General features: G+C 73.4%; 20 protein-coding genes and 1 pseudogene. 11 read left to right on the top strand and 10 right to left on the bottom strand.

Features of this window, described 5'->3' with window-relative positions; genetic code table 11:
• Positions 1-117 precede the first annotated feature (117 nt).
• Positions 118-1,116, top strand: a complete 999-nt coding sequence (locus ACIP5M_RS08110; protein WP_401193448.1) for an AraC family transcriptional regulator — start codon at positions 118-120, stop codon at positions 1,114-1,116.
• 38 nt (positions 1,117-1,154) lie between these two features.
• A pseudogene (locus ACIP5M_RS08105) lies at positions 1,155-1,582 on the top strand (SDR family NAD(P)-dependent oxidoreductase); the annotation flags it as partial.
• Between the two features lie 49 nt (positions 1,583-1,631).
• Here the strand turns inward: ACIP5M_RS08105 and ACIP5M_RS08100 are convergent.
• Complete coding sequence (locus ACIP5M_RS08100; RefSeq protein ID WP_401193445.1) at positions 1,632-1,970, bottom strand: MerR family transcriptional regulator; 339 nt, start codon at positions 1,968-1,970, stop codon at positions 1,632-1,634.
• A gap of 878 nt (positions 1,971-2,848) precedes the next feature.
• Between ACIP5M_RS08100 and ACIP5M_RS08095 the strand changes: the two genes are divergently transcribed.
• The 4 genes from ACIP5M_RS08095 (at position 2,849) to ACIP5M_RS08080 (ending at position 6,741) form a co-directional block, all read left to right on the top strand.
• The gene (locus tag ACIP5M_RS08095) at positions 2,849-3,448 is read left to right on the top strand and encodes a hypothetical protein (protein WP_401193442.1); all 600 of its coding nucleotides are present in this window, start codon (positions 2,849-2,851) and stop codon (positions 3,446-3,448) included.
• 174 nt (positions 3,449-3,622) lie between these two features.
• On the top strand, positions 3,623-4,618 hold the full coding sequence (locus ACIP5M_RS08090) for an SDR family NAD(P)-dependent oxidoreductase (RefSeq protein WP_401193439.1): 996 nt from the start codon (positions 3,623-3,625) through the stop codon (positions 4,616-4,618).
• Between the two features lie 85 nt (positions 4,619-4,703).
• Positions 4,704-5,159: an SRPBCC family protein gene (locus tag ACIP5M_RS08085; RefSeq protein WP_401193436.1), complete on the top strand. Its 456-nt coding sequence runs from the start codon at positions 4,704-4,706 to the stop codon at positions 5,157-5,159.
• Entirely contained in the window at positions 5,146-6,741 is a 1,596-nt protein-coding gene (locus tag ACIP5M_RS08080) for a phytoene desaturase family protein (RefSeq protein ID WP_401193433.1), read from the top strand. The genes ACIP5M_RS08085 and ACIP5M_RS08080 overlap by 14 nt, the downstream gene beginning before the upstream one ends.
• A 14-nt stretch (positions 6,742-6,755) precedes the next feature.
• Here ACIP5M_RS08080 and ACIP5M_RS08075 read toward each other — a convergent pair whose 3' ends face one another.
• The 6 genes from ACIP5M_RS08075 to ACIP5M_RS08050 form a co-directional block, all read right to left on the bottom strand.
• Positions 6,756-7,238 carry an MSMEG_6728 family protein gene (locus ACIP5M_RS08075; protein ID WP_401193431.1) on the bottom strand — a complete coding sequence of 161 codons (483 nt, stop codon included), beginning with the start codon at positions 7,236-7,238 and terminating at the stop codon, positions 6,756-6,758.
• Positions 7,239-7,273: 35 nt separating this feature from the next.
• Positions 7,274-7,840 (bottom strand): alkaline shock response membrane anchor protein AmaP, encoded by a 567-nt coding sequence (locus tag ACIP5M_RS08070; RefSeq protein ID WP_401193428.1) that lies wholly within the window; start codon positions 7,838-7,840, stop codon positions 7,274-7,276.
• Between the two features lie 70 nt (positions 7,841-7,910).
• The gene (locus ACIP5M_RS08065) at positions 7,911-8,606 is read right to left on the bottom strand and encodes a DUF6286 domain-containing protein (RefSeq protein WP_401193425.1); all 696 of its coding nucleotides are present in this window, start codon (positions 8,604-8,606) and stop codon (positions 7,911-7,913) included.
• A 37-nt stretch (positions 8,607-8,643) separates the two neighbouring features.
• A complete protein-coding gene (locus ACIP5M_RS08060; RefSeq protein ID WP_401193422.1) occupies positions 8,644-9,048 on the bottom strand; it encodes an Asp23/Gls24 family envelope stress response protein in 405 nt (134 codons plus the stop codon).
• Entirely contained in the window at positions 9,045-9,224 is a 180-nt protein-coding gene (locus ACIP5M_RS08055; RefSeq protein WP_401193420.1) for a hypothetical protein, read from the bottom strand. The genes ACIP5M_RS08060 and ACIP5M_RS08055 overlap by 4 nt, the downstream gene beginning before the upstream one ends.
• A 75-nt stretch (positions 9,225-9,299) precedes the next feature.
• Positions 9,300-9,800 carry an Asp23/Gls24 family envelope stress response protein gene (locus tag ACIP5M_RS08050; protein ID WP_401193418.1) on the bottom strand — a complete coding sequence of 167 codons (501 nt, stop codon included), beginning with the start codon at positions 9,798-9,800 and terminating at the stop codon, positions 9,300-9,302.
• 223 nt (positions 9,801-10,023) lie between these two features.
• Here ACIP5M_RS08050 and ACIP5M_RS08045 point away from each other — a divergent pair, with 223 nt between their 5' ends.
• The 3 genes from ACIP5M_RS08045 to ACIP5M_RS08035 are packed head-to-tail and all read left to right on the top strand — an operon-like array spanning position 10,024 to position 11,647.
• Positions 10,024-10,617: an RNA polymerase sigma factor gene (locus ACIP5M_RS08045; protein ID WP_401193416.1), complete on the top strand. Its 594-nt coding sequence runs from the start codon at positions 10,024-10,026 to the stop codon at positions 10,615-10,617.
• The gene (locus ACIP5M_RS08040; protein WP_401193413.1) at positions 10,608-11,288 is read left to right on the top strand and encodes a hypothetical protein; all 681 of its coding nucleotides are present in this window, start codon (positions 10,608-10,610) and stop codon (positions 11,286-11,288) included. The genes ACIP5M_RS08045 and ACIP5M_RS08040 overlap by 10 nt, the downstream gene beginning before the upstream one ends.
• Positions 11,285-11,647, top strand: a complete 363-nt coding sequence (locus ACIP5M_RS08035) for an Asp23/Gls24 family envelope stress response protein (protein WP_401193410.1) — start codon at positions 11,285-11,287, stop codon at positions 11,645-11,647. The genes ACIP5M_RS08040 and ACIP5M_RS08035 overlap by 4 nt, the downstream gene beginning before the upstream one ends.
• 24 nt (positions 11,648-11,671) lie before the next feature.
• Here ACIP5M_RS08035 and ACIP5M_RS08030 read toward each other — a convergent pair whose 3' ends face one another.
• Positions 11,672-12,211, bottom strand: coding sequence for an NUDIX domain-containing protein (locus ACIP5M_RS08030; protein ID WP_401193407.1), 540 nt, complete (start codon positions 12,209-12,211; stop codon positions 11,672-11,674).
• Between the two features lie 76 nt (positions 12,212-12,287).
• Positions 12,288-13,832 (bottom strand): FAD-dependent oxidoreductase, encoded by a 1,545-nt coding sequence (locus ACIP5M_RS08025; RefSeq protein ID WP_401193405.1) that lies wholly within the window; start codon positions 13,830-13,832, stop codon positions 12,288-12,290.
• A gap of 121 nt (positions 13,833-13,953) precedes the next feature.
• On the opposite strand from ACIP5M_RS08025, the gene ACIP5M_RS08020 reads away from it, so the two are divergent.
• Complete coding sequence (locus ACIP5M_RS08020) at positions 13,954-14,169, top strand: hypothetical protein (protein ID WP_401193402.1); 216 nt, start codon at positions 13,954-13,956, stop codon at positions 14,167-14,169.
• Positions 14,166-14,768, top strand: coding sequence for a hypothetical protein (locus tag ACIP5M_RS08015; protein WP_401193400.1), 603 nt, complete (start codon positions 14,166-14,168; stop codon positions 14,766-14,768). Before ACIP5M_RS08020 ends, ACIP5M_RS08015 begins: the two co-directional genes overlap by 4 nt.
• Before the next feature lie 37 nt (positions 14,769-14,805).
• Here ACIP5M_RS08015 and ACIP5M_RS08010 read toward each other — a convergent pair whose 3' ends face one another.
• Positions 14,806-16,908 (bottom strand): S9 family peptidase, encoded by a 2,103-nt coding sequence (locus ACIP5M_RS08010; RefSeq protein ID WP_401193397.1) that lies wholly within the window; start codon positions 16,906-16,908, stop codon positions 14,806-14,808.
• Between the last annotated feature and the right edge of the window lie 325 nt (positions 16,909-17,233).

The following is a 17,233-nucleotide window of genomic DNA, read 5'->3' as shown; positions in this document are numbered from 1 at the left end:
TGTGGCCTGCGGCATCAGCCGCACGTGATGATGTCGTCGGGAGGAGGGAGAGGGGGCGAACTGCCCCCTCTCCCCAGGGACCTGCCCCTTCGGGGGCGGAGGACGGAGGGTGCCACAGTGATCGGGACGGTGTTCCGCAGCGAGGACGTCCCCGCCGACGAGCGCTTCGACCGCTGGCGGGAGCTGATCGACCACAGCCGTGCGAACGACACGACCAGTCCCCATGCCGCCGCCTTCCGGGCGGAATTACGGGTGATGGAACTGGGACCGGTGACCGTGTGGCGGACGTCGTTCTCGCCCGCGCGCTTCCGGCGGAGCTCGCGGAGGATCCGCCGGAACGACCCCGAGCTCTACCACGTGTCCTTGCTGACGGACGGCGGGCTGACGCTGGCGCAGGAGCGCGGGGGGACCGTCACGGTCGGCCCTGGCGGCCTCCTCGTGGACTCCAGCTGGCAGGCGTGCGCCTCACAGTCCTACGCGTCGAGCCCGACGGCCGAGGGCGGTCCGGGTATCGTCGCCGGTGTGGGCGTGGACCTGCCCAAAGCCTTGCTGCCCGTACCCGCACACCAGGTCGAGCGGCTTCTGGGACGGGGGTTGTCGGTGCGGAGCGGCACCGGGGCGCTCCTGGCTGACTTCCTCACCGGCCTTGACCGGCAGGCCGACACCCTCCGGCCGGCCGACGCGCCCCGCCTGGGCACGGTCACGCTCGATCTGGTCTCCGCCTTCTTCGCCCATGCCCTGGACGCCGAGGCCGCCCTGTCGCCGGAGACCCGGCACCAGGTGTTGGCCCGACGCATCCGGACCTTCATCCAGCAGCACCTGCCCGACCCGAAGCTGACCCCGGCAGCGATCGCCGCCGCTCACCACATCTCCCTCAGCCACCTGCACCGCGTCTTCAGTGAGCAGTCGGCGGGCGAGACGGTCGCCGCCTGGATCCGCTCGCAGCGGCTGGAGAGGATCCGCACCGACCTGGCGGACCCCTCGCTGGGTGCCACACCCCTCCACGTGCTCGCCGCCCGATGGGGCATGCCCAGCGCCTCCCATTTCACCCGCGCCTTCCGAGCTGCCTACGGGCTCTCGCCACGCGACTACCGGTACCAGGCTCTGCGGGCTTGAGAGGCAGGTCCCGACACGGATCGTGAAGGCGGCCCGTCGGCCGGCGGCTCGTCGGTGCGGTGGAGGAGACCACCGGCAGGGAACTCCGGGACCTGATGGAGCTGCATTCCGTCGTGCAGATGAGCAGCGTGGGAGGACGGCTTTCCTTCCCCGGGGTCGGCGCCTACTCGGCGACCAAGTTCGCCCTGGAGGGGCTGACGGAGGCGCTCGCGTGGCCGAGATGCCGGAGTACGCCGAAACGGCCGGCGCCGTGCGTAAGGGGCTGCCGGACAGCGACGGCAAGCAGGCCGGCGACCCGGCGAAGGCTGCCGCCGCCATTCTGAAGGCACTGGACAGCGAGAACACTCCGCTCCGGCTCGCCCTCGGCAACGACGCGGTCGACGCGATCACCGCGCAGGCCGAGGCCGCCCGGGCGGAGGCCCTGACCTGGGAGCCGGTCAGCCGCGGTGCCGACTTCGGCGACTGAGGACAACGGGCCCTGCGGCAACGGCAGCGCCCGCCGGGCGCGGACCGCCTCAGGCTCCGGGCGGTGGACTCGCCGATTCGGCGGCGCGGCGGTATTCGGCGTTGAGGCGCTGGGCCTCTTCGAGTTGGTCCTCGAGGATGACGATCCGGCAGGCGGCCTCGATCGGCGTGCCCTGGTCGACGATCTCGCGGGCCCGGGCCGCGATCCGCAACTGATAGCGGGAGAAGCGGCGGTGCCCGCCGGCGGAGCGGAGCGGAGTGATCAGGCGGGCTTCACCCAGGGCGCGCAAGAACCCCTGCGTGGTGCCGAGCATCTCGGCGGCCCGGCCCATGGTGTAGGCGGGGTAGTCGTCGTCGTCGAGACGGCCGAACGAATCGTCTGCTGTCATTGAACCTCTCTCATGGAACGCGTGGAGGGGCCCTGATGCCGAACGGCACCAGGGCCCCGAAGGAACTACTACACCATCTGCCGACCCTGATTCTGCGTCGGCCTTCTGTATCCGCGGGCCCGACCTGAATGCTGTCGGAGCTGCGGGGATCGCGGTTGCTTGACCGGAGACCACCTCACTGTCGATGTCCTGCGGTACCCGGACTCGGACTTCAGCCCGGGCGATCCTGATGGCGCTCTGCTCCTCCGTTCTTCCCTCGTTGATCAACTGCGTACTGCTGTACTGCGTACTGCTGGTGAAGCGACCTTCTCAGCGGCCTGTCACAGCGCCACTTTCCGGCAGCCAGCCCCGTCGCCCATCGTGCGTCTACTCCGGCTTGGAACCCCACTGCCGAACCTCCCGGTGCGCGCGCCCGCAGCCGACGCCTTCACCGAGGTACTGCTCACTGACTTCACTGCTGGGTACTGCGAACCACAGTTGCCGGTACTGCCACTGCGTTACTGCGGTACTGCTCACGGCGGCCCCTGATCACTGCGGGCCACCCGGTCCGGTGGTCAGCCCCGTCGCCGTCCTGCAACCGCTCTGGCTTCGAGACTCCACCACCACACCGTCCTGCTTGCTGCAACTGCGGGTACTGCTGCCCGGCAGTTCATCTCTGCCAGGCCCTTCGTTCTCTCTGGGCTACGAGAGAAACCATACTCATGCCACCACCCAATGTCTACTTCGGCCGTCATAGTTTTTCCGCTGTCGAAGGCGGAGGTAATCGGCCCCGGCCGCCAAGATCCGCCGTGCCCCGCCTCGGGCCGCCCGTCGAAGCGCAGGCGAGGCGGCGCGACAAGGGCTCGCCACCCTGGTCGTGGCCCTTAGCATCGGTGGCCATGGGGACGTACATCGACGGATTGATCGAGACCCGTGCGGAGGGTGGGGCCTGGGAGATGGCGGTCGATCTGTTCGACTTCGGCCTCGGGAAGGAGCGCGACGCCCGCGAGTGCCTGTTCGACTACGGCGGAAGCCTCGGTGTGAGCCGACCGCTGTTCGGCGCGAGGGGGTGGCCGGAGGACTCCTGCGAGGAGGTGCCGAAGGAGGAGGACGAGCTCAACCACAGTCACTCGTACGCGACGTGGGCCGAGGTCGCGGCGGTCGACTGGGACGCGCCGGTCTGCGACGCCCCCGACGGGAACAGGCTGGGGGTGTGGATACCGGGGCCGGGCGGCGAGCTCGTCCTGGACCACGTGCTCTGGGCGCCGGTCGAGGTGATGGAGGCGGCGGAGGAGCTCTTCGGCGAGGACCTGTTCCCGAACGAATGGCCGCCGGGCGGCGAGGTCCATCTGAACGGCGCCGTGTACCGCCCGGTGGTCTACACGGCCGGGTTCCTCGTTCCGCCGGACGGCCGTTGGGGCCCGGTGTGGGCCTCCATGGGTGCGCTGGCGGCCGAGTACGGCGACGAGAACGTCCGCCTGGTGGTGTGGTTCGGCTGAACCGGCCGGCCTGACCGGGGCGACCGACGCGACGACCGCACGCGGTGCGGAGTCCGCGACCGGGCGGTGCGGCGCCCGGCGGTCGCACCCGGCACTTGCGGATGTCGCGACCGCCGCCGGGGATCGCGCACCGTGGGCCCGCATGATGTCCGCCATCCTGGTCAGACGCCCGGCATGCGGCTGAAGAACCGGGTCGTCGTGATCACGGGAGCCTCCGGCGGTATCGGCCGGGCCACCGCCCTCGCCTGTGCGCGCCGCGGCGCCGACGTCGTCCTCGCGGCCCGCAGCGCCCTCGTACTCGAAGACGTGGCGGCCCAGTGCCGGCGCCGCGGCGCGCGGGCCGTGGCCGCACCGACCGACGTCACCGATGCCGGGTCCGTCAACGCCCTCGCCGCGGCGGCCACCGAGCGCTTCGGCAGGATCGACGTCTGGGTGAACGCGGCCGGGGTGGGGATGCTGGCCCGGTTCGACGAGATGCCGACCGCGGAGCTGCGCCGGCTCCTGGACGTCAACGTCGTCGGCGCCGTGCACGGGGCGCGGGCCGCCGTGCCGGTCATGGGGCGGCAGGGGGAGGGCATCGTCATCGACGTGGCCTCCATGCTGGGCGGCGTGGTCGAGGCCCCGTACCTCTCCGGTTATGCCATGTCCAAGGCCGCGCTCGTCACGTTCGGTGAGGTGCTGCGCCTCGAGCTGGCCCTCGGCGGGCCGCGCGGCGTCAGCGTGTGCACCGTTCTGCCCGTCGGGGTCGACACGCCCTTCTTCCGGCACGCGGCCAACCACACCGGCCGCGAGGTCCGCGCCCTGCCGCCCGTCGCGACGCCGGAGCGCGTGGCACGCGCCGTCACCGCCGTCATCCGCCGCCCGCGCGCCCGCAGGCTCGTCGGGCCCTACGCCCGAAGCCTGGCGGCGGCCTACGCGGTGGCTCCCGGACTCACCCGCCTCGCGCTGGGCCTGCGCACCGACCGCCGCTACCTGGGCCCCCGCGGCAGCGCCCCGGCCACGCAGGGCAACCTGCACGTCCCGTCCGGCAGCAGCGCCGCCGTACGCGGCGGCCGCGGCAGCGGCTGGCGCACGGCCGCCCGCAGGACCCTGGCGGCAGGCGCGGCGGCTGCCCTGGGGACCGCCGGGCGCGCCGCGCTGCGCAGGGGTAAGCCGTACCGCCCTGGGTAGGCGCCGCCCATCGACTGCGGCTCCCGGGTCGCACGACACAGCCGTACACCGCCGTACCAGCCGTACACAGCCCCCAGGAGACGACATGGCAGTGCTGCACCGGCTCGTCCACCGGCCGCCGTCCGGCGTATGGGACGTCCTGAGCGACGGCGACCGGTATGCCGACTGGGTCGTCGGCACGTATGACTCGTGGGAAGAGACGCCCCAGTGGCCCCGCGAGGGCGCCACCCTGGGCTACACGGTGAAGCTCGGCCCCTTGTCGTACGAGGGCACCACCGTCGTACGCGTCTGCGAGCCGCAGCACCGCCTGGAGCTGGAGGCCGTGGCGGGCAAGCTGGGCAGCGCCCGGATCGCCATCGAGCTGATCCCGTGGGGCGACGAGACGCTGGTCACCATCGACGAACACCCGCTGCGCGGCCGCAACGGCTCCGTGCACACGGCGGCGGTCGACGCGATCCTCCACCTCCGCCACAGGGGCATGCTCAGGCGCCTCGCCCGCGTCGTCGAAGGCGAAGGACACGGGTCCCGTGGCGACGCCTGACGCCGTGGTCATCGGCTCGGGTCCGAACGGGCTGGTGGCCGCCAACGTGCTCGCGGACGCGGGCTGGAGCGTCGTCGTGCTGGAGGCGCGGCCCGAGCCCGGCGGGGCCGTCCGCAGCGACCGTGGGGTGGACCCCGGTTACGTACACGACGTGTTCAGCGCCTTCTATCCCCTGGCAGCGGCCTCGCCCGTCATCCGCGCCCTGCACCTCGAGGACGAGGGGCTGCGCTGGAGCCGGGCCCCCGCCGTCGTCGCCCATCCCCTCGACGACGGGCGCTGTGCGGTCCTGTGCGACGACGTACACGACACCGCCGCCTCGCTCGAAGCCTTCGCGCCGGGCGACGGGGCCGCGTGGGAACGCCTCCACGCTCTCTGGCGGCGCCTCGGCGACGACCTGCTCGGCTGCCTGTTCACACCCTTCCCGCCCGTCCGGGCCGGGCTGCGCCTCGGGGTGCGGCTGGGGCCCGCGGAGGGCCTGCGGGTGGCGCGTTCCATGCTGCTGTCCGCCCGCAGGCTCGGCGAGGAGGAATTCACCGGCGTGGGGGCGCAGCTGCTCATTGCCGGCAACGCGCTCCACGCGGACCTCGGGCCGGACTCCGCCCTCGGCGGAGGCTTCGGATGGCTGATGTGCATGCTGGGGCAGACGTACGGCTTCCCCGTGCCCGTGGGTGGCGCGCAGGAGCTCACCGCGGCCCTGGTTCGCCGCCTCGAAGCGCGCGGCGGCACCGTCCGGTGCGGCTGCGCGGCCACGCGGGTGGTGGTCCGGGGTGGAAGGGCCGTGGCGGTCCGCACCGTGGACGGCGGGGAGGTGCCGGTCGGGCGGGCGGTGCTGGCCGACGTGCCGGCTCCGCTGCTGTACGAGCGACTCGTCGGCGAGGAGCACCTGCCCGAGCGGTTGCGTTCCGACCTGCGGCGCTTCCAGTGGGACTTCAGTACGGTGAAGGTGGACTGGGCCCTGTCCCGGCCGATCCCCTGGCGGGCCGAGGGCGCCGGGCGCGCCGGAACGGTGCACCTCGCCGAGGGAATGGACGAGCTGACCTGCTTCGCGGCCGACATAGCGATGAAGCGCGTACCGAAGGTGCCCTTCCTCGTGCTCGGCCAGATGACCACGGCGGACCCCAGCCGTTCACCGGCCGGCACCGAGTCCGCATGGGCCTACACGCACGTTCCGCAGACGATCCGCGGCGACGCGGCCGGGGACGGCGCCGACGCCATCTCGGGGCGCTGGGACGAACGCGACAAGGAGGCGATGGCCGCGCGGGTGGAGGCGCAGGTCGAGCGCTACGCGCCCGGTTTCCGCGCGTCGATCAGGTCCCGCCGCGTCCTCGCACCGCCCGATCTCGAACGACTGAACCCTGCCCTGGTCGGCGGCGCGGTGAACCAGGGCACCACCAACCTCCACCAGCAGCTCCTCTTCCGGCCCGTCCCGGGCAACGGCCGGCCCGGCACACCGATCCGCGGTCTCTACCTCGCCTCGGCGACCGCCCACCCGGGCGGCGGTGTGCACGGGGCACCCGGGGCGAACGCGGCCCGTACGGTCCTGCGTTCGTCATGGGGCCTGCGGCGCCGCCGCACCCCCTGACGTCCCCGCGGCGCTCAGCGCGGCTGCGCGTCCGGATCGCGGTCGGAGGCGGGCCAGACGTACGGCAGGTCGTCCGGGACCTCGGGGAAGTGCCTGCGGTAGAAGTCCGCGTCCTTGCGCACCAGCGCCGACTGGTGGCTCCGGTGGAAATCCGGGTCACCGAGCCACTGCGGCAGGTCCCCGTCTGCGGCGAGCTGCTCCTGCGTCCTCGGTTCTGCGCCCGGCTCCCACGCCCGGAGGTCCTGGACCAGGGTGACGGCGCAGGTGTCGCCGCGCCCTTCGGCCGTCCAGACGTGGCAGACGTCCAGTCCGTAGCGTACGAGGGCCTCCTCGTAGCCCGTCCACATCCGTACCGCCGGGTGCCGGCGCCAGCCGTAGCCCGGGACGGTCAGCCCGCGCAGCACCTGAACGGCCTCGACCCGTTGCTTTCCGAGCCGCCGTCCGTCGAGCACGGCTGCCGAGGCCCGGAACGACGCGAACGGCAGGAACGTCTGCACGGGGTCTCCTCGTCTTCTCTTCCTGACGCCCGCCGCTACTGGGCGCGGTGCGCCTTGTGCGGGGTGACCTTCAGGCGTACGCGTGCGGAGAGGCCGGCCTGACCGGTGGACCGGCGTGCACGTTCCACAGGACCGTCGCACAGGGCCCGCAGGACGGGACCGGGCTCGCTGTCGGGGGTGAGGGTGAGGTCGATGTGCGCTGTCGGGCGGTCGGGGCGGCCGGTCATCCGCACCCGTGCGTGCTGCACGCCGGGCTGCCGGCGGACATCGGCGGCGAGGGCGTCGCTGAGGGCCTGCTCGCGCAGTTCCACACCGTCCGTCCCATGTGGCCCCCCGAGGGGTACGGGGCCGGAGTGCGTGCGGCGCAGTTGCGCCAGCAGCCACCGCAGTGCGAGCAGTACGAGGACGGCCAGGACGGCGATCACCACGGGCCACCACCAGCTCTCGTCCGTCCAGCGGGTACGGTCCGCGGCGCTGAGCGGAACGGCGTCCGGAGAGCTCATCGGCCAGCCGTCAGGAGGCCGCAGCTTCCACCGCCGGTACACGTCGAAGCCACCCGCCGCCATCAGGAGGCCCGTGCCGAACAGGAGCGTGCCTGTCACGGCCAGCAGGACCCGGTTGACTGTGGATTTCCCCTGCATGGGATCCGTCTCCTCTTCTCCCCCGGGTGAGTCACTTGCGGCGGGTGCGTACCCGGACGGTGAGCCGCGGCGGGCGGGCGAGCGCGAGCCGGTCGCGTTGCTCACGCAGCGTCTCCAGCAGGTCGGCCCTGACGTCGGCTTCGTTGCGGAAGCGGACGTCCGCGCGCGTCGTGATGCGGTGTCGGCCGACCTGGATGCGGGCGGCACTGACGCCGGGGACGCGCATGGCGGCGTCGCGCAGCATGAGGGCGGCTGCGGGGCGGTCCAGCACGGCCTGTACCTGGTCATCGGGCTTCTTGAGGGGCAGCTGACGGCGCAGGCCGGGGGTCAGCGCCAGGACGATCAGCCAGAGGCCGACGACGGTGAGGACGGCCGCGGTCGTGCGGATCCAGACGTCGTCCAGAGGGCGGGTGGCCAGTTCGTCGGCGAGGCGCGTGCGCCAGGCCGCGGCGGAGCGGCCCGCGCGGACCCTGACGACGTCGAACAGCAGGGTCCCGGCCGCCGCTCCGGTGACCAGGGCGGTCAACGCGGCGGGTATCCGGCGTGGGGACCACGGTCGGCGCGAAGGGCGCGGACGGGCGGCCGCGTCGTTGCCGTCCTCGCGTCGCGGGGTACGTCGCGGGGTACCGCGAGGCTGCTCGACCAGCAGGTCCACCGTGGGGGAACGGCCCGCGTCGGTGGCGGGGGGCGGCTCCCTCTCGGCTGAAGGGTCTTGGTCCCGTGTCATGCCGGCTCTCCTTCCCGGCTCGCGGTGCCCGGTCCGGTCACTGCACGCGTCGCTGTTCGTGGCCGGCGGCGGAGACCAGGTGCTCGATGACCACCGTGACCTCGGTGATCTTCATGCCGGTCAGCAGGGCCACCCGCTCACCGACGTAGTGCTGCACCTCGCGTGCGGCGCCGGCGAGGTCTGCCGGATAGGGCAGGTCCAGAGTCAGGCCGAGCCGCGCGGACCCGCCGGCGACGGCCACCGAGGCGCGCGGAGCAGCCAGTTCCCTGTGTGCCGTGCCCGTGCCTGCCTGCCCGCGCAGGGCCTCGCGTGCGGCGCGCGCCGCTATGCGGGCCACCACCTTGTCCGGGATCACGGTCGCGCCGCGCTCGGCCGCCGGTGGCAGCGCCCGTGTGGCGCCCGCGGCTCCCCCGGGCAGGGCAGGGTCACCCTGCGTGGTCACTGCCGGTCCCGGGACCGCTTGAAGTCGGGCATCTCCATGTCGCCCTGCAGCACGAGGCCGGCCATCAGGCCCACAGCACCCAGGACGGCCACGAGGAGGAAGGCCCAGAATCCGCCGAAGAAGGCAGCGAAACCCAGGGCCATGCCGGCCAGCAGGCCTACCGTTGCTGCACTCATCTCACTCACCTGAATCTCACGTGGATCGGTTCGTCCTGCCCGGCCGCGGAACGCGGGCGCACAGGTTGCGCCGGGTCACTGGACGCGGCTGTCGCCCTCCTCGACTTCCTCTTCCTCGTCGGGCAGGTGAACGTCATCGACGGCGATGTTCACCTCGACCACTTCCAGGCCGGTCATGCGCTCCACGGCCGAGATGACGTTGGTGCGGACGTCGCCGGCGATGTCCACGATCGAGATGCCGTACTCCACGACCACGTCCAGGTCCACGGCCGTCTGCCGTTCGCCGACCTCGACCTTCACGCCCCGGCTCACGCTGGGACGTCCCGCCGGGACCTTGTCCCTCACTGCCCCCAGGGTGCGCGTCATCCCGGTGCCGAGGCTGTGGATGCCCGGTACCTCACGCGTGGCCATCCCCACGATCTTCTCGACGACGCTGTCGGCGATGACGGTCCGCCCCCGCGTCTCGGGCGCGGTCCCGGCGCCGCTGTGGCCCTGCAGAGAGCTGCTCGGGCCGCTCTCGCTGCTCGCGCTGCCCGGCCGGCTCTGATCCGGGGCGGGGCTGATGCTGTCCGACATGGGGACCTCCCAAGGATGTCCGTGTGGGCCCCGGTGCGGTGCCCTCGAAGGGTCTGACACCCCGCAGGCACATTCCTCACGTTCCTCGTGTCGCCCACGGCCGCACGTACCATCGAGGAGTACGTGCGAAGGGCCGAGACGACGGTTTCCGGCAGGAAGCGAGCGGCGGATGCGCGAGCGGACCGGGCGCCCTGCCCCGCCAGGCGCGACAGACCCGCGCCGGGTGGCCGCACGAGCCGTCGCCGATGTCCCGGCCGAATCCGACGCGTCCGGTGGGAGCCTGCCGGACAAAGTGCTTGCCGTACGGGCTGCAGAAGGGGACGACGACGCGTTCGCCGTCCTGGTCCGCCGTCACGGCGGCCGGCTGACCGCCCTCGCGTACCACCTGCTGGGCAACCGGCCGGATGCCGAGGACGCCGTTCAGGACGCCTTCCTCAGCGCTTGGCGACAGCTGCCCGAGTTCCGCCATGGCGCCGGGTTCGGCACGTGGATGTACCGCATCGTCACGAACCGCTGTCTCAACGTACTGAACCGCCGGCCCGCCGCCCTCCCCCTGGACACCGTCCCGGAACCCGCCGCCACCGACGCGGGCAGCGCACCACCCCGCATGGCCGAAACGGATGCCACGGCGGCCGCACTGACACAAGCCCTTGGGGAACTCACGCCCGAGCTGCGGGCCTGCTGGGTGCTGCGGGAACTGCACGGCCTGCGCTACGACGAGATCGCCCACGTGACGGGCAGCAGCGAGCAGACGGTGCGCGGCAGACTCTTCCGTGCACGACGCGCTTTGACGGAGGCGATGCGCCCATGGCGCTAGACGACCCGCACCCCACCCGGGGCGACGACCCGACTGCCGCAAGGCCCCAGAGGGCGGAGTCCACACTGCTCCCCGAGGCAGAGCTGCTTGCCGGTACCGAGCTGCTGCCCTGCGGCCGCCCCCTCCTGGCTGCCTGGCAGCAGGCCCGCAGCCCCGGCTCCACGGCCCCCGACCCGCACACCGGCGACTGCCCCTACTGCCGGCAGGCCGTCGAAGGGCTGCGCGCCCTCGACCGCGCCACGCTGTCCCTGCGCGCCGAGGAGCAACCCGACGTGCACAGCCTCGCCAATCGGGTCATCAACGCGGTCCGGGCCGAAGTGCGACTCGGGGCGTCGCTGCCGCTGGACGACCCCGATCACGACCTGCGCATCGCCGAAAGCGCCGCCGCGAAAGTCCTGCGCCGCGCTGCCGACACCGTGCCCGGCACCCACGCCGCCAGCTGCCGCCTGACCCCCACCCCTGACGACACCGCCGTTCACGTCGTCATGACGCTGGCCACCACCCTCGACCGGCCACTGCCGGAGCGGGCCGCACAAGTACGCCAAGCCGTGCTGCACGCCGCGCACCACGAGCTCGGCCTGGCCGTCACCGGCGTCGACGTGGAAATCAACTCCCTGCTGGATCCCCTCCCCGCGCCCTGGGGCGACTTCCCCGCAGCGAGCGGACGATGACCTCCGCCCCGGGCGAAGACGTCCGCCCCATCGCGGCCCGCGCCGCCCTGGAGGTTCCCGGCGTGGCAGCCCTCCAGCCCGTCCTGGCCGACCGCCTCGCCGCTGCGGCCTCCCGGCTACGACACGGCGCGGGCGCCGCCCCCCAACCCGTCGCCGGAATCCGGGCGGAGCGCGTCTCCGAGGACGGCTGGCATGTGGAAGTACGGTGCATGCTGTACGACGGCCGCCGCGTGGCCGACGTCGCCCGCCAGGTGTGCGAACACGTACAGGCCGCGGTCACCACCCACCTGGTCCGACTCGGCTCACCGGCGACCGTCAGCGTCCGGGTCACGGTCACCCGCACCCTCGTCCCCGCCTGAGCGCGCCCGGCCCGCCGAACTCCTTCACACCCAGGTGTAGTTCGCGTCGGTGACCGCGTCCAGGGCTGCGGTGGTGATGGCGGCGCGGGGGCCGGGGAGGGCGGCGAGGGCGGGGCCGATGGGTGGGAAGACCGGCAGCTCGGCGGTCTTGCGGTAGTCGATCCACTCGATCACTCCGACCTCATGGCTGCCGTCAGGGAGCTCGTCCAGTTCCTGCTCGGCCAGGGTCGCGCGAACGTCGGGGGTGATGTGGAAGCGGTAGATCAGGTGGAGCTTGCGCGGGGGCGGTGTGGGGCCCGGTCGGGTGACGCGCTGGTCCACCACCCACACCAGGTCCCCGCCCTCGGCCGCCGTGGTGTCCAGGCCGAGTTCTTCGGCAAGCTCACGGCGCAGTGCGGCGACGAGGTCTTCGCCGTCCTCGACGTTGCCGCCGGGCGGGGTGTAGTGGGTGGATCCCGCACGGTCGCGACGGATGAGGGCGACCTCGTCGCCGCAGAACAGCAGCGCCCCGGTCCGGATCTTGATCCGGGAGAACGGGACGGGTGTGGCAGGGGTGTTCGTCATGACCGACAGTATCCCGGCCGGACCCGCGTGCCGCCTCCCTCATGGCTCGCAGCGCCGCGGAGGTGCTTCGTACGGTTCACAGGTCCGTGGGGTCCCGGCGCTCCAGCGGCTTGAGTGCCGGGCCCTGCAGGACCTCGCCGTCGATGCCGAAGCGGGAGCCGTGGCAGGGGCATTCCCATGTCCGTTCGGCGTTGTTGAAGGCGACCAGACAGCCCATGTGGGTGCAGACGGCGGACACGGCGTGGAGTTCCCCCTGGTCGTCGCGGTGAACGGCGCACGGTTGCCCGCCGGCTCGGACGACGGTGCCGTCACCGGGCCGCAGCTCGCCGACGGGGCCGTTGGTGCCCTCTCCCAGGGTGGCGAGGCGGTCCTTCACGAAGTGCTTGCCCACATCCCACTGGGCCTTCAGGAAGACGGGCGCCGAGCGGACCACGGGGCCGAACCGGCGGGGGTCGTACAGCTCGGCCCACGGTTCGCCGGCTCCCGTGACGAGGGAGGCGATGAGCCGTCCGGCCATGACGCCACCCGTCATGCCCCACCCGGCGAAGCCCGTGGCCACGTAGACGTTTTCGCCGGCGGTCGGCAGTCCGCCGACGAGGGGGAGGGTGTCGGTGGAACTGTTGTCCTGTGCCGCCCACCGGTGGGTGATCTCGGTGCCGGGGAAGTTCCGCTCGGTCCAGGCGTGCAGGCGGGCGTAACCCGCTTCCGTATCGGTGCCGGAACCCGGAGCGAAGGCTTCTCCGGTGACGATCAGCAGTCGGCGGCCGTCGGCGAGCGGTGCGGTGCGGACCGACCGCTTGCCGCCTTCCTCGGTGATGTACATGCCGTCGGGGTCCTGGTCGGCGGGCAGCGGTCCCGCGATCACCAGGTCGCGGTGCTGGGTGAGCCGGGTGGACAGCAGGGCGTCGTCGAAGGCCGGGTGGTGGGTGGCCACGACCACGTGACGGGCCGGGACGGTGACGCCCGAGGCGGTGGTGAGGCGGCACGGATCGCCGCCTTCCACGTCCGTCACCCGTGTGTTCTCGTACAGGCGGCCGCGGCGGGCGACGAGGTCGTCCACGAGCCCCCGCAGGTAGGCGAGCGGGTGGAACTGCGCCTGGTCCTCGACCCGCACGGCGCCGGCGACCGGGTACGGCAGCCCCGTCTCGGTGACGAACGAGGCGTCGAGCCCCGCCGCACGGGCGGCCTCGGCCTCGGCCCGCAGTGCATCGACGCCGTCGGGGTGCACGCAGTAGGTGAGGGCGGGGCGGCGTTCGAGGTCGCACTCGATGCCGAGTTCTCCGGCCACCTCGATGACGTGGCGCAGCGCGGCGCTCTGGGAGGTCGCGTAGAGGCGGGCCGCGTCCTCGCCGTGTTCGGTGCGCAGGGTGTGGTAGACGGCGGTGTGCAGGGCGGTGAGTTTTCCCGTGGTGTGGCCCGTCACGCCGCCAGCCAGCCGGTCCGCTTCCAGGACGATCACGCTGAGTCCCGCCCTGGCGAGTTCCCAGGCCGCGCTGAGGCCCGCGATGCCACCGCCGATGACCGCCGCATCCACCTCCTCGGCGGCCGTCAGGGCGGGGAACGCGGGGAAGTCGGCCGTGTCCATCCAGTACGAGCGGCCGGGAGCGGAGATCTGAGTCATGACTGCCGGGTGCCCCGGGAGGCGGGTGGCAATGCGTGGCGTCCGGGTGGACCTGGCGGGGGGGGAAGCGCGATGTCAAGCAATCCTTGACACCACGGGCATGTCAAGGTTTCCTTGACGCATGTCGATCTTGAACGCGCAGACCTCCCGCAAGGACGCCTCCACCGCCGCCGGCCCCCTCGCCGGCCTGCTCCCGTTGACCGCGGTCCTGCCCGCCCTGACCGCGATGTTCGGTGACCGGTTCGGCGACGTCGGCTGGGCCGCGCTGGTCGTGGCGGAACTCGTACTCATCGCCACCACGGGCGCCCTCGCCGCCCGCGCCGGTGCGCGGCGATGACCGGCGAGCCGCTGCTCGGCGCGCAGGAGACCGTCCGTATCCGCGAGGGGATCGCGGCCGCGGTCCTCGGCGCCCGTGAGGGGATGGCCGCCTCGTTGGAGCACGACGCCCAGGAGTACCTGCGCCTGGTGGACGCCTCGCGGGTCGGCGCCGAAGAGGCGGGCCGGCTGCTGCGCGAGGCGGTCCAGGGCGCCAGGGCGGCCGGGCACAGCTGGGACACCGTCGGCCGCGTCCTCGGAGTGAGCCGTCAGGCCGCCCAGCAGCGTTTCGCGGGCAAGGCCACGGACGCCGTGACGGCCGCACCGTCCGGGGGCGGGCCGGGCGGCGCTGCCGAGCGCCGCATCCTCAGTCCGCTGTCCGCCTTCAACGAGATGGCCGCCCTGGCGGAGGCCGGGCGCGAGGGCTGGCACCTGGTCGGGTACGGCGCGCTGTTCCACGAGGTGGAGGCGTCCGACCAGCCCTGGGAACACTGCCGGGTGACGCTGGCCTCCTCCGGCCGGCAGCGGCGGATGGAGACCGAGGGCTGGATTCCGGTCGGCGCGGGGTGGTTCCCGTGGCGGTACTACAAGCGGCCACTCGGAGCGGCCGGAGAGCGCTGAGCGCGACCCCACGTCCGCGGAGTCGCGGAGAGCCGGTTCAGCCCGGCCGGCGGTCGCCGGCGGGCATGCCGGGCACAGCGCTGCCGAGGTGCTGCTCCAGCCAGTCGGCGGCGGCCCGCCGGTAGAGGCGGCGGTTGTCCGCCCGCAGGAACTCGTGGCCCTCGTCGCGCAGCGTCAGCAGCTCGGCCGGTACCCCGCGCTCCCGCGCGGCCCGCACGAACTGCTCCGACTCCGTCGGGGGCACATTGGTGTCGTGCTCGCCGTGAACCGCCATGACGGGCGCGCGCAGCCGGTCGATCCGGCTCATCGGGGACAGCGCCCGCAGCAGGTCCCGGTCGTGCTCGGGGTGCCCGTACTTGGCGGCCGCCGACTGGGCGATCCACGGCTCGGTCCCGGTGAAGAAGGTGGCGAAGTCCGACATCCCGCAGACGGCGACGCCGGTACGGAAGAGCTCGGGATGCCAGACCAGACAGGCCATGGTGAGGTAGCCGCCGTACGAGCGGCCCATGACGGCCAGCCGGAGCGGGTCGGCATACCCGAGGGCGACGGAGTGCGCCGCGCAGTCCGCGACGTCGTTGATCGCCGCGAAGCGGCCGGTTCCGAGGTCGGCGTCCACGAAGGAACGCCCCCAGCCCGACGAGCCGCGGACGTCGGGGGCGAACACGTCCATGCCCCGGCCCAGCAGTTCGTGGTACAGCGGGTTGAACACCGGCCTTTCCTGTTCCTCCGGGCCGCCGTGCAGGTGGATCACGCAGGGGGCCGGCCCGCCGGGGTCGCGTCGCGGTGCCCGGTAGTACCAGCCGCCGAGCATCAGCCCGTCCCGGGCGCGGCACCGCAGGGGAACCGGGCGGACCGGGGGCCGGCCGGGCGGCGCCGCTTCCTCGTCGCTCGCCGACCATCCGGTGCGCACCGGGGCGAGAGCGCCGGTCAGGTCCCAGATGCCGGGCCTGCGCCGGGAACCGGACAGCGCGGCGAACAGTCCCCCGCGCCCCACCGGTGCCATACGGGTCACCACCTCGTGGGGCAGGGACGAGGTGTGGCTCGGGCCGACGGGCCCGTTCACGGGCGCGGCGGGCAGGGCCACGCTCTCCAGTTCGCTGGCGCCCTGTACGTTCCAGGCCAGCAGCGCCCACCGGCCGTGGTCCGGAAGGCTCAGCAGGTCCAGCTCGGTCTCCCGCCTCTCGGCCGCCACCGACCACTCCTGCAGGGCGCCGTCCTGGTCCAGCCGTGCCCGGTGGAGGGCGGCGAACTCACGGTCCGCGTCGCTCCGCAGCCACAGGACCCGCGAGTCGGGCGAAAGCCTGCCGATCCACGGATCCCCGTCGGCGACCGGCAGCCTGGCGGTGGTGCGGCCCGAAGCGGTGTCCAGGAGGACGGCCTCCCTGCGGCCGCGCGGCCCGCGGCGCAGCAGCGCGAACCGGCCTTCGGCTCCGATGTCGCACACGCGCAGGGACGCGGCGCCCGCTTCGCTGTAGAGCAGGACGGGGGCCCGGGTGCCGTCCGGGTCGACGAGGTAGGCGGCCAGTCCCCCGCTCGTGGCGGCTCCGGGGCGGACGGAGGTTCCCGGGCCCTCGGTCGGTGCCAGCAGCGGCGGGCCGGCCCCGAACACCGCGCCCGGCCGTACGGAGCGCGCGGGGTCCGGCAGCGGATCGAGCAGGGTCGCACGGCCACCCCGTTCGGTCCACGACTCTCCCGGCGGGCCCTCGGGAAGGGGCGGGCCCGCGTCCTGCGGCAGGTGTCCGGCGCCGCTGTGGGCACCGGCGGCCGCGGAGGGCTGGGCGATGGTGACGGCCAGGGCCGCCCCGTCGCGGGTCCAGCAGCCCAGATGGGCGGAGGAACCCGGCTCGGCGCCCGCGAGCACCTGCCGGCCGGTACCGTCCGGGCGCACGACCAGGACGCGGGTGTGCTCGGCGCCTCCCGGCGCCGTGGTGTAGGCGATCCACCGGCCGTCGGGCGACCACAGCACTTCGGTCACCGGGTCGGGGTCCGCGTCGAGGATGTGGGCCTCTCCCCCGCGGGCGGGGCCGCTCCAGAGTTGCGGCACACCGGTCCGGTCGCAGATGTAGGCCACGTGGTCGCCCGTGGGGTCGGCCGAGGGGTACCAGCACCCGTGGACGGCGAGCAGCGTCGGCGGGTCCACCGCACCGGTGTCGGCCAGGCGGAGCGGAACGGGAGCGGGTGCCGGGCCGGACGGAGAAGACACAGGAGCCGGTACGGGCCCCACCGGGGCTACGGACGTTACGGGCGCAGTTCCCGGGGCGGAGCCGGCAGCGCCACCGCGCGCGGGTCCCGGGTCGCGGTCGCGGGCGCCCGCCGCGGCGCGGGCCGACCCGTCCCGTCGGGTCGGGGGATCCGGGGCGTCCGCCGCACTCGTGGCGGGCGGCGCCGCGGGGGCCCCGCCGGGGCCGGGGCGCAGGGTGCGGCCCGACGGCGCCGGGCCGGGGCGGAAGCGGTGGCTGTGCTGG

Origin of the sequence: Streptomyces sp. NPDC088762, assembly GCF_044750905.1 — a bacterium.
Taxonomy (GTDB): domain Bacteria; phylum Actinomycetota; class Actinomycetes; order Streptomycetales; family Streptomycetaceae; genus Streptomyces.
This window is presented reverse-complemented; position numbering and strand designations above follow the sequence as displayed.

Coding starts and splice junctions, on each gene's coding strand:
- ACIP5M_RS08095 (WP_401193442.1), top strand. CDS start 2,849: ATGGGGACGTACATCGACGGATTGATCGAGACCCGTGCGGAGGGTGGG.
- ACIP5M_RS08050 (WP_401193418.1), bottom strand. CDS start 9,800: ATGTCGGACAGCATCAGCCCCGCCCCGGATCAGAGCCGGCCGGGCAGC.
- ACIP5M_RS08085 (WP_401193436.1), top strand. CDS start 4,704: ATGGCAGTGCTGCACCGGCTCGTCCACCGGCCGCCGTCCGGCGTATGG.
- ACIP5M_RS08040 (WP_401193413.1), top strand. CDS start 10,608: ATGGCGCTAGACGACCCGCACCCCACCCGGGGCGACGACCCGACTGCC.
- ACIP5M_RS08030 (WP_401193407.1), bottom strand. CDS start 12,211: ATGACGAACACCCCTGCCACACCCGTCCCGTTCTCCCGGATCAAGATC.
- ACIP5M_RS08090 (WP_401193439.1), top strand. CDS start 3,623: ATGCGGCTGAAGAACCGGGTCGTCGTGATCACGGGAGCCTCCGGCGGT.
- ACIP5M_RS08035 (WP_401193410.1), top strand. CDS start 11,285: ATGACCTCCGCCCCGGGCGAAGACGTCCGCCCCATCGCGGCCCGCGCC.
- ACIP5M_RS08065 (WP_401193425.1), bottom strand. CDS start 8,606: ATGACACGGGACCAAGACCCTTCAGCCGAGAGGGAGCCGCCCCCCGCC.
- ACIP5M_RS08020 (WP_401193402.1), top strand. CDS start 13,954: ATGTCGATCTTGAACGCGCAGACCTCCCGCAAGGACGCCTCCACCGCC.
- ACIP5M_RS08025 (WP_401193405.1), bottom strand. CDS start 13,832: ATGACTCAGATCTCCGCTCCCGGCCGCTCGTACTGGATGGACACGGCC.
- ACIP5M_RS08055 (WP_401193420.1), bottom strand. CDS start 9,224: ATGAGTGCAGCAACGGTAGGCCTGCTGGCCGGCATGGCCCTGGGTTTC.
- ACIP5M_RS08100 (WP_401193445.1), bottom strand. CDS start 1,970: ATGACAGCAGACGATTCGTTCGGCCGTCTCGACGACGACGACTACCCC.
- ACIP5M_RS08015 (WP_401193400.1), top strand. CDS start 14,166: ATGACCGGCGAGCCGCTGCTCGGCGCGCAGGAGACCGTCCGTATCCGC.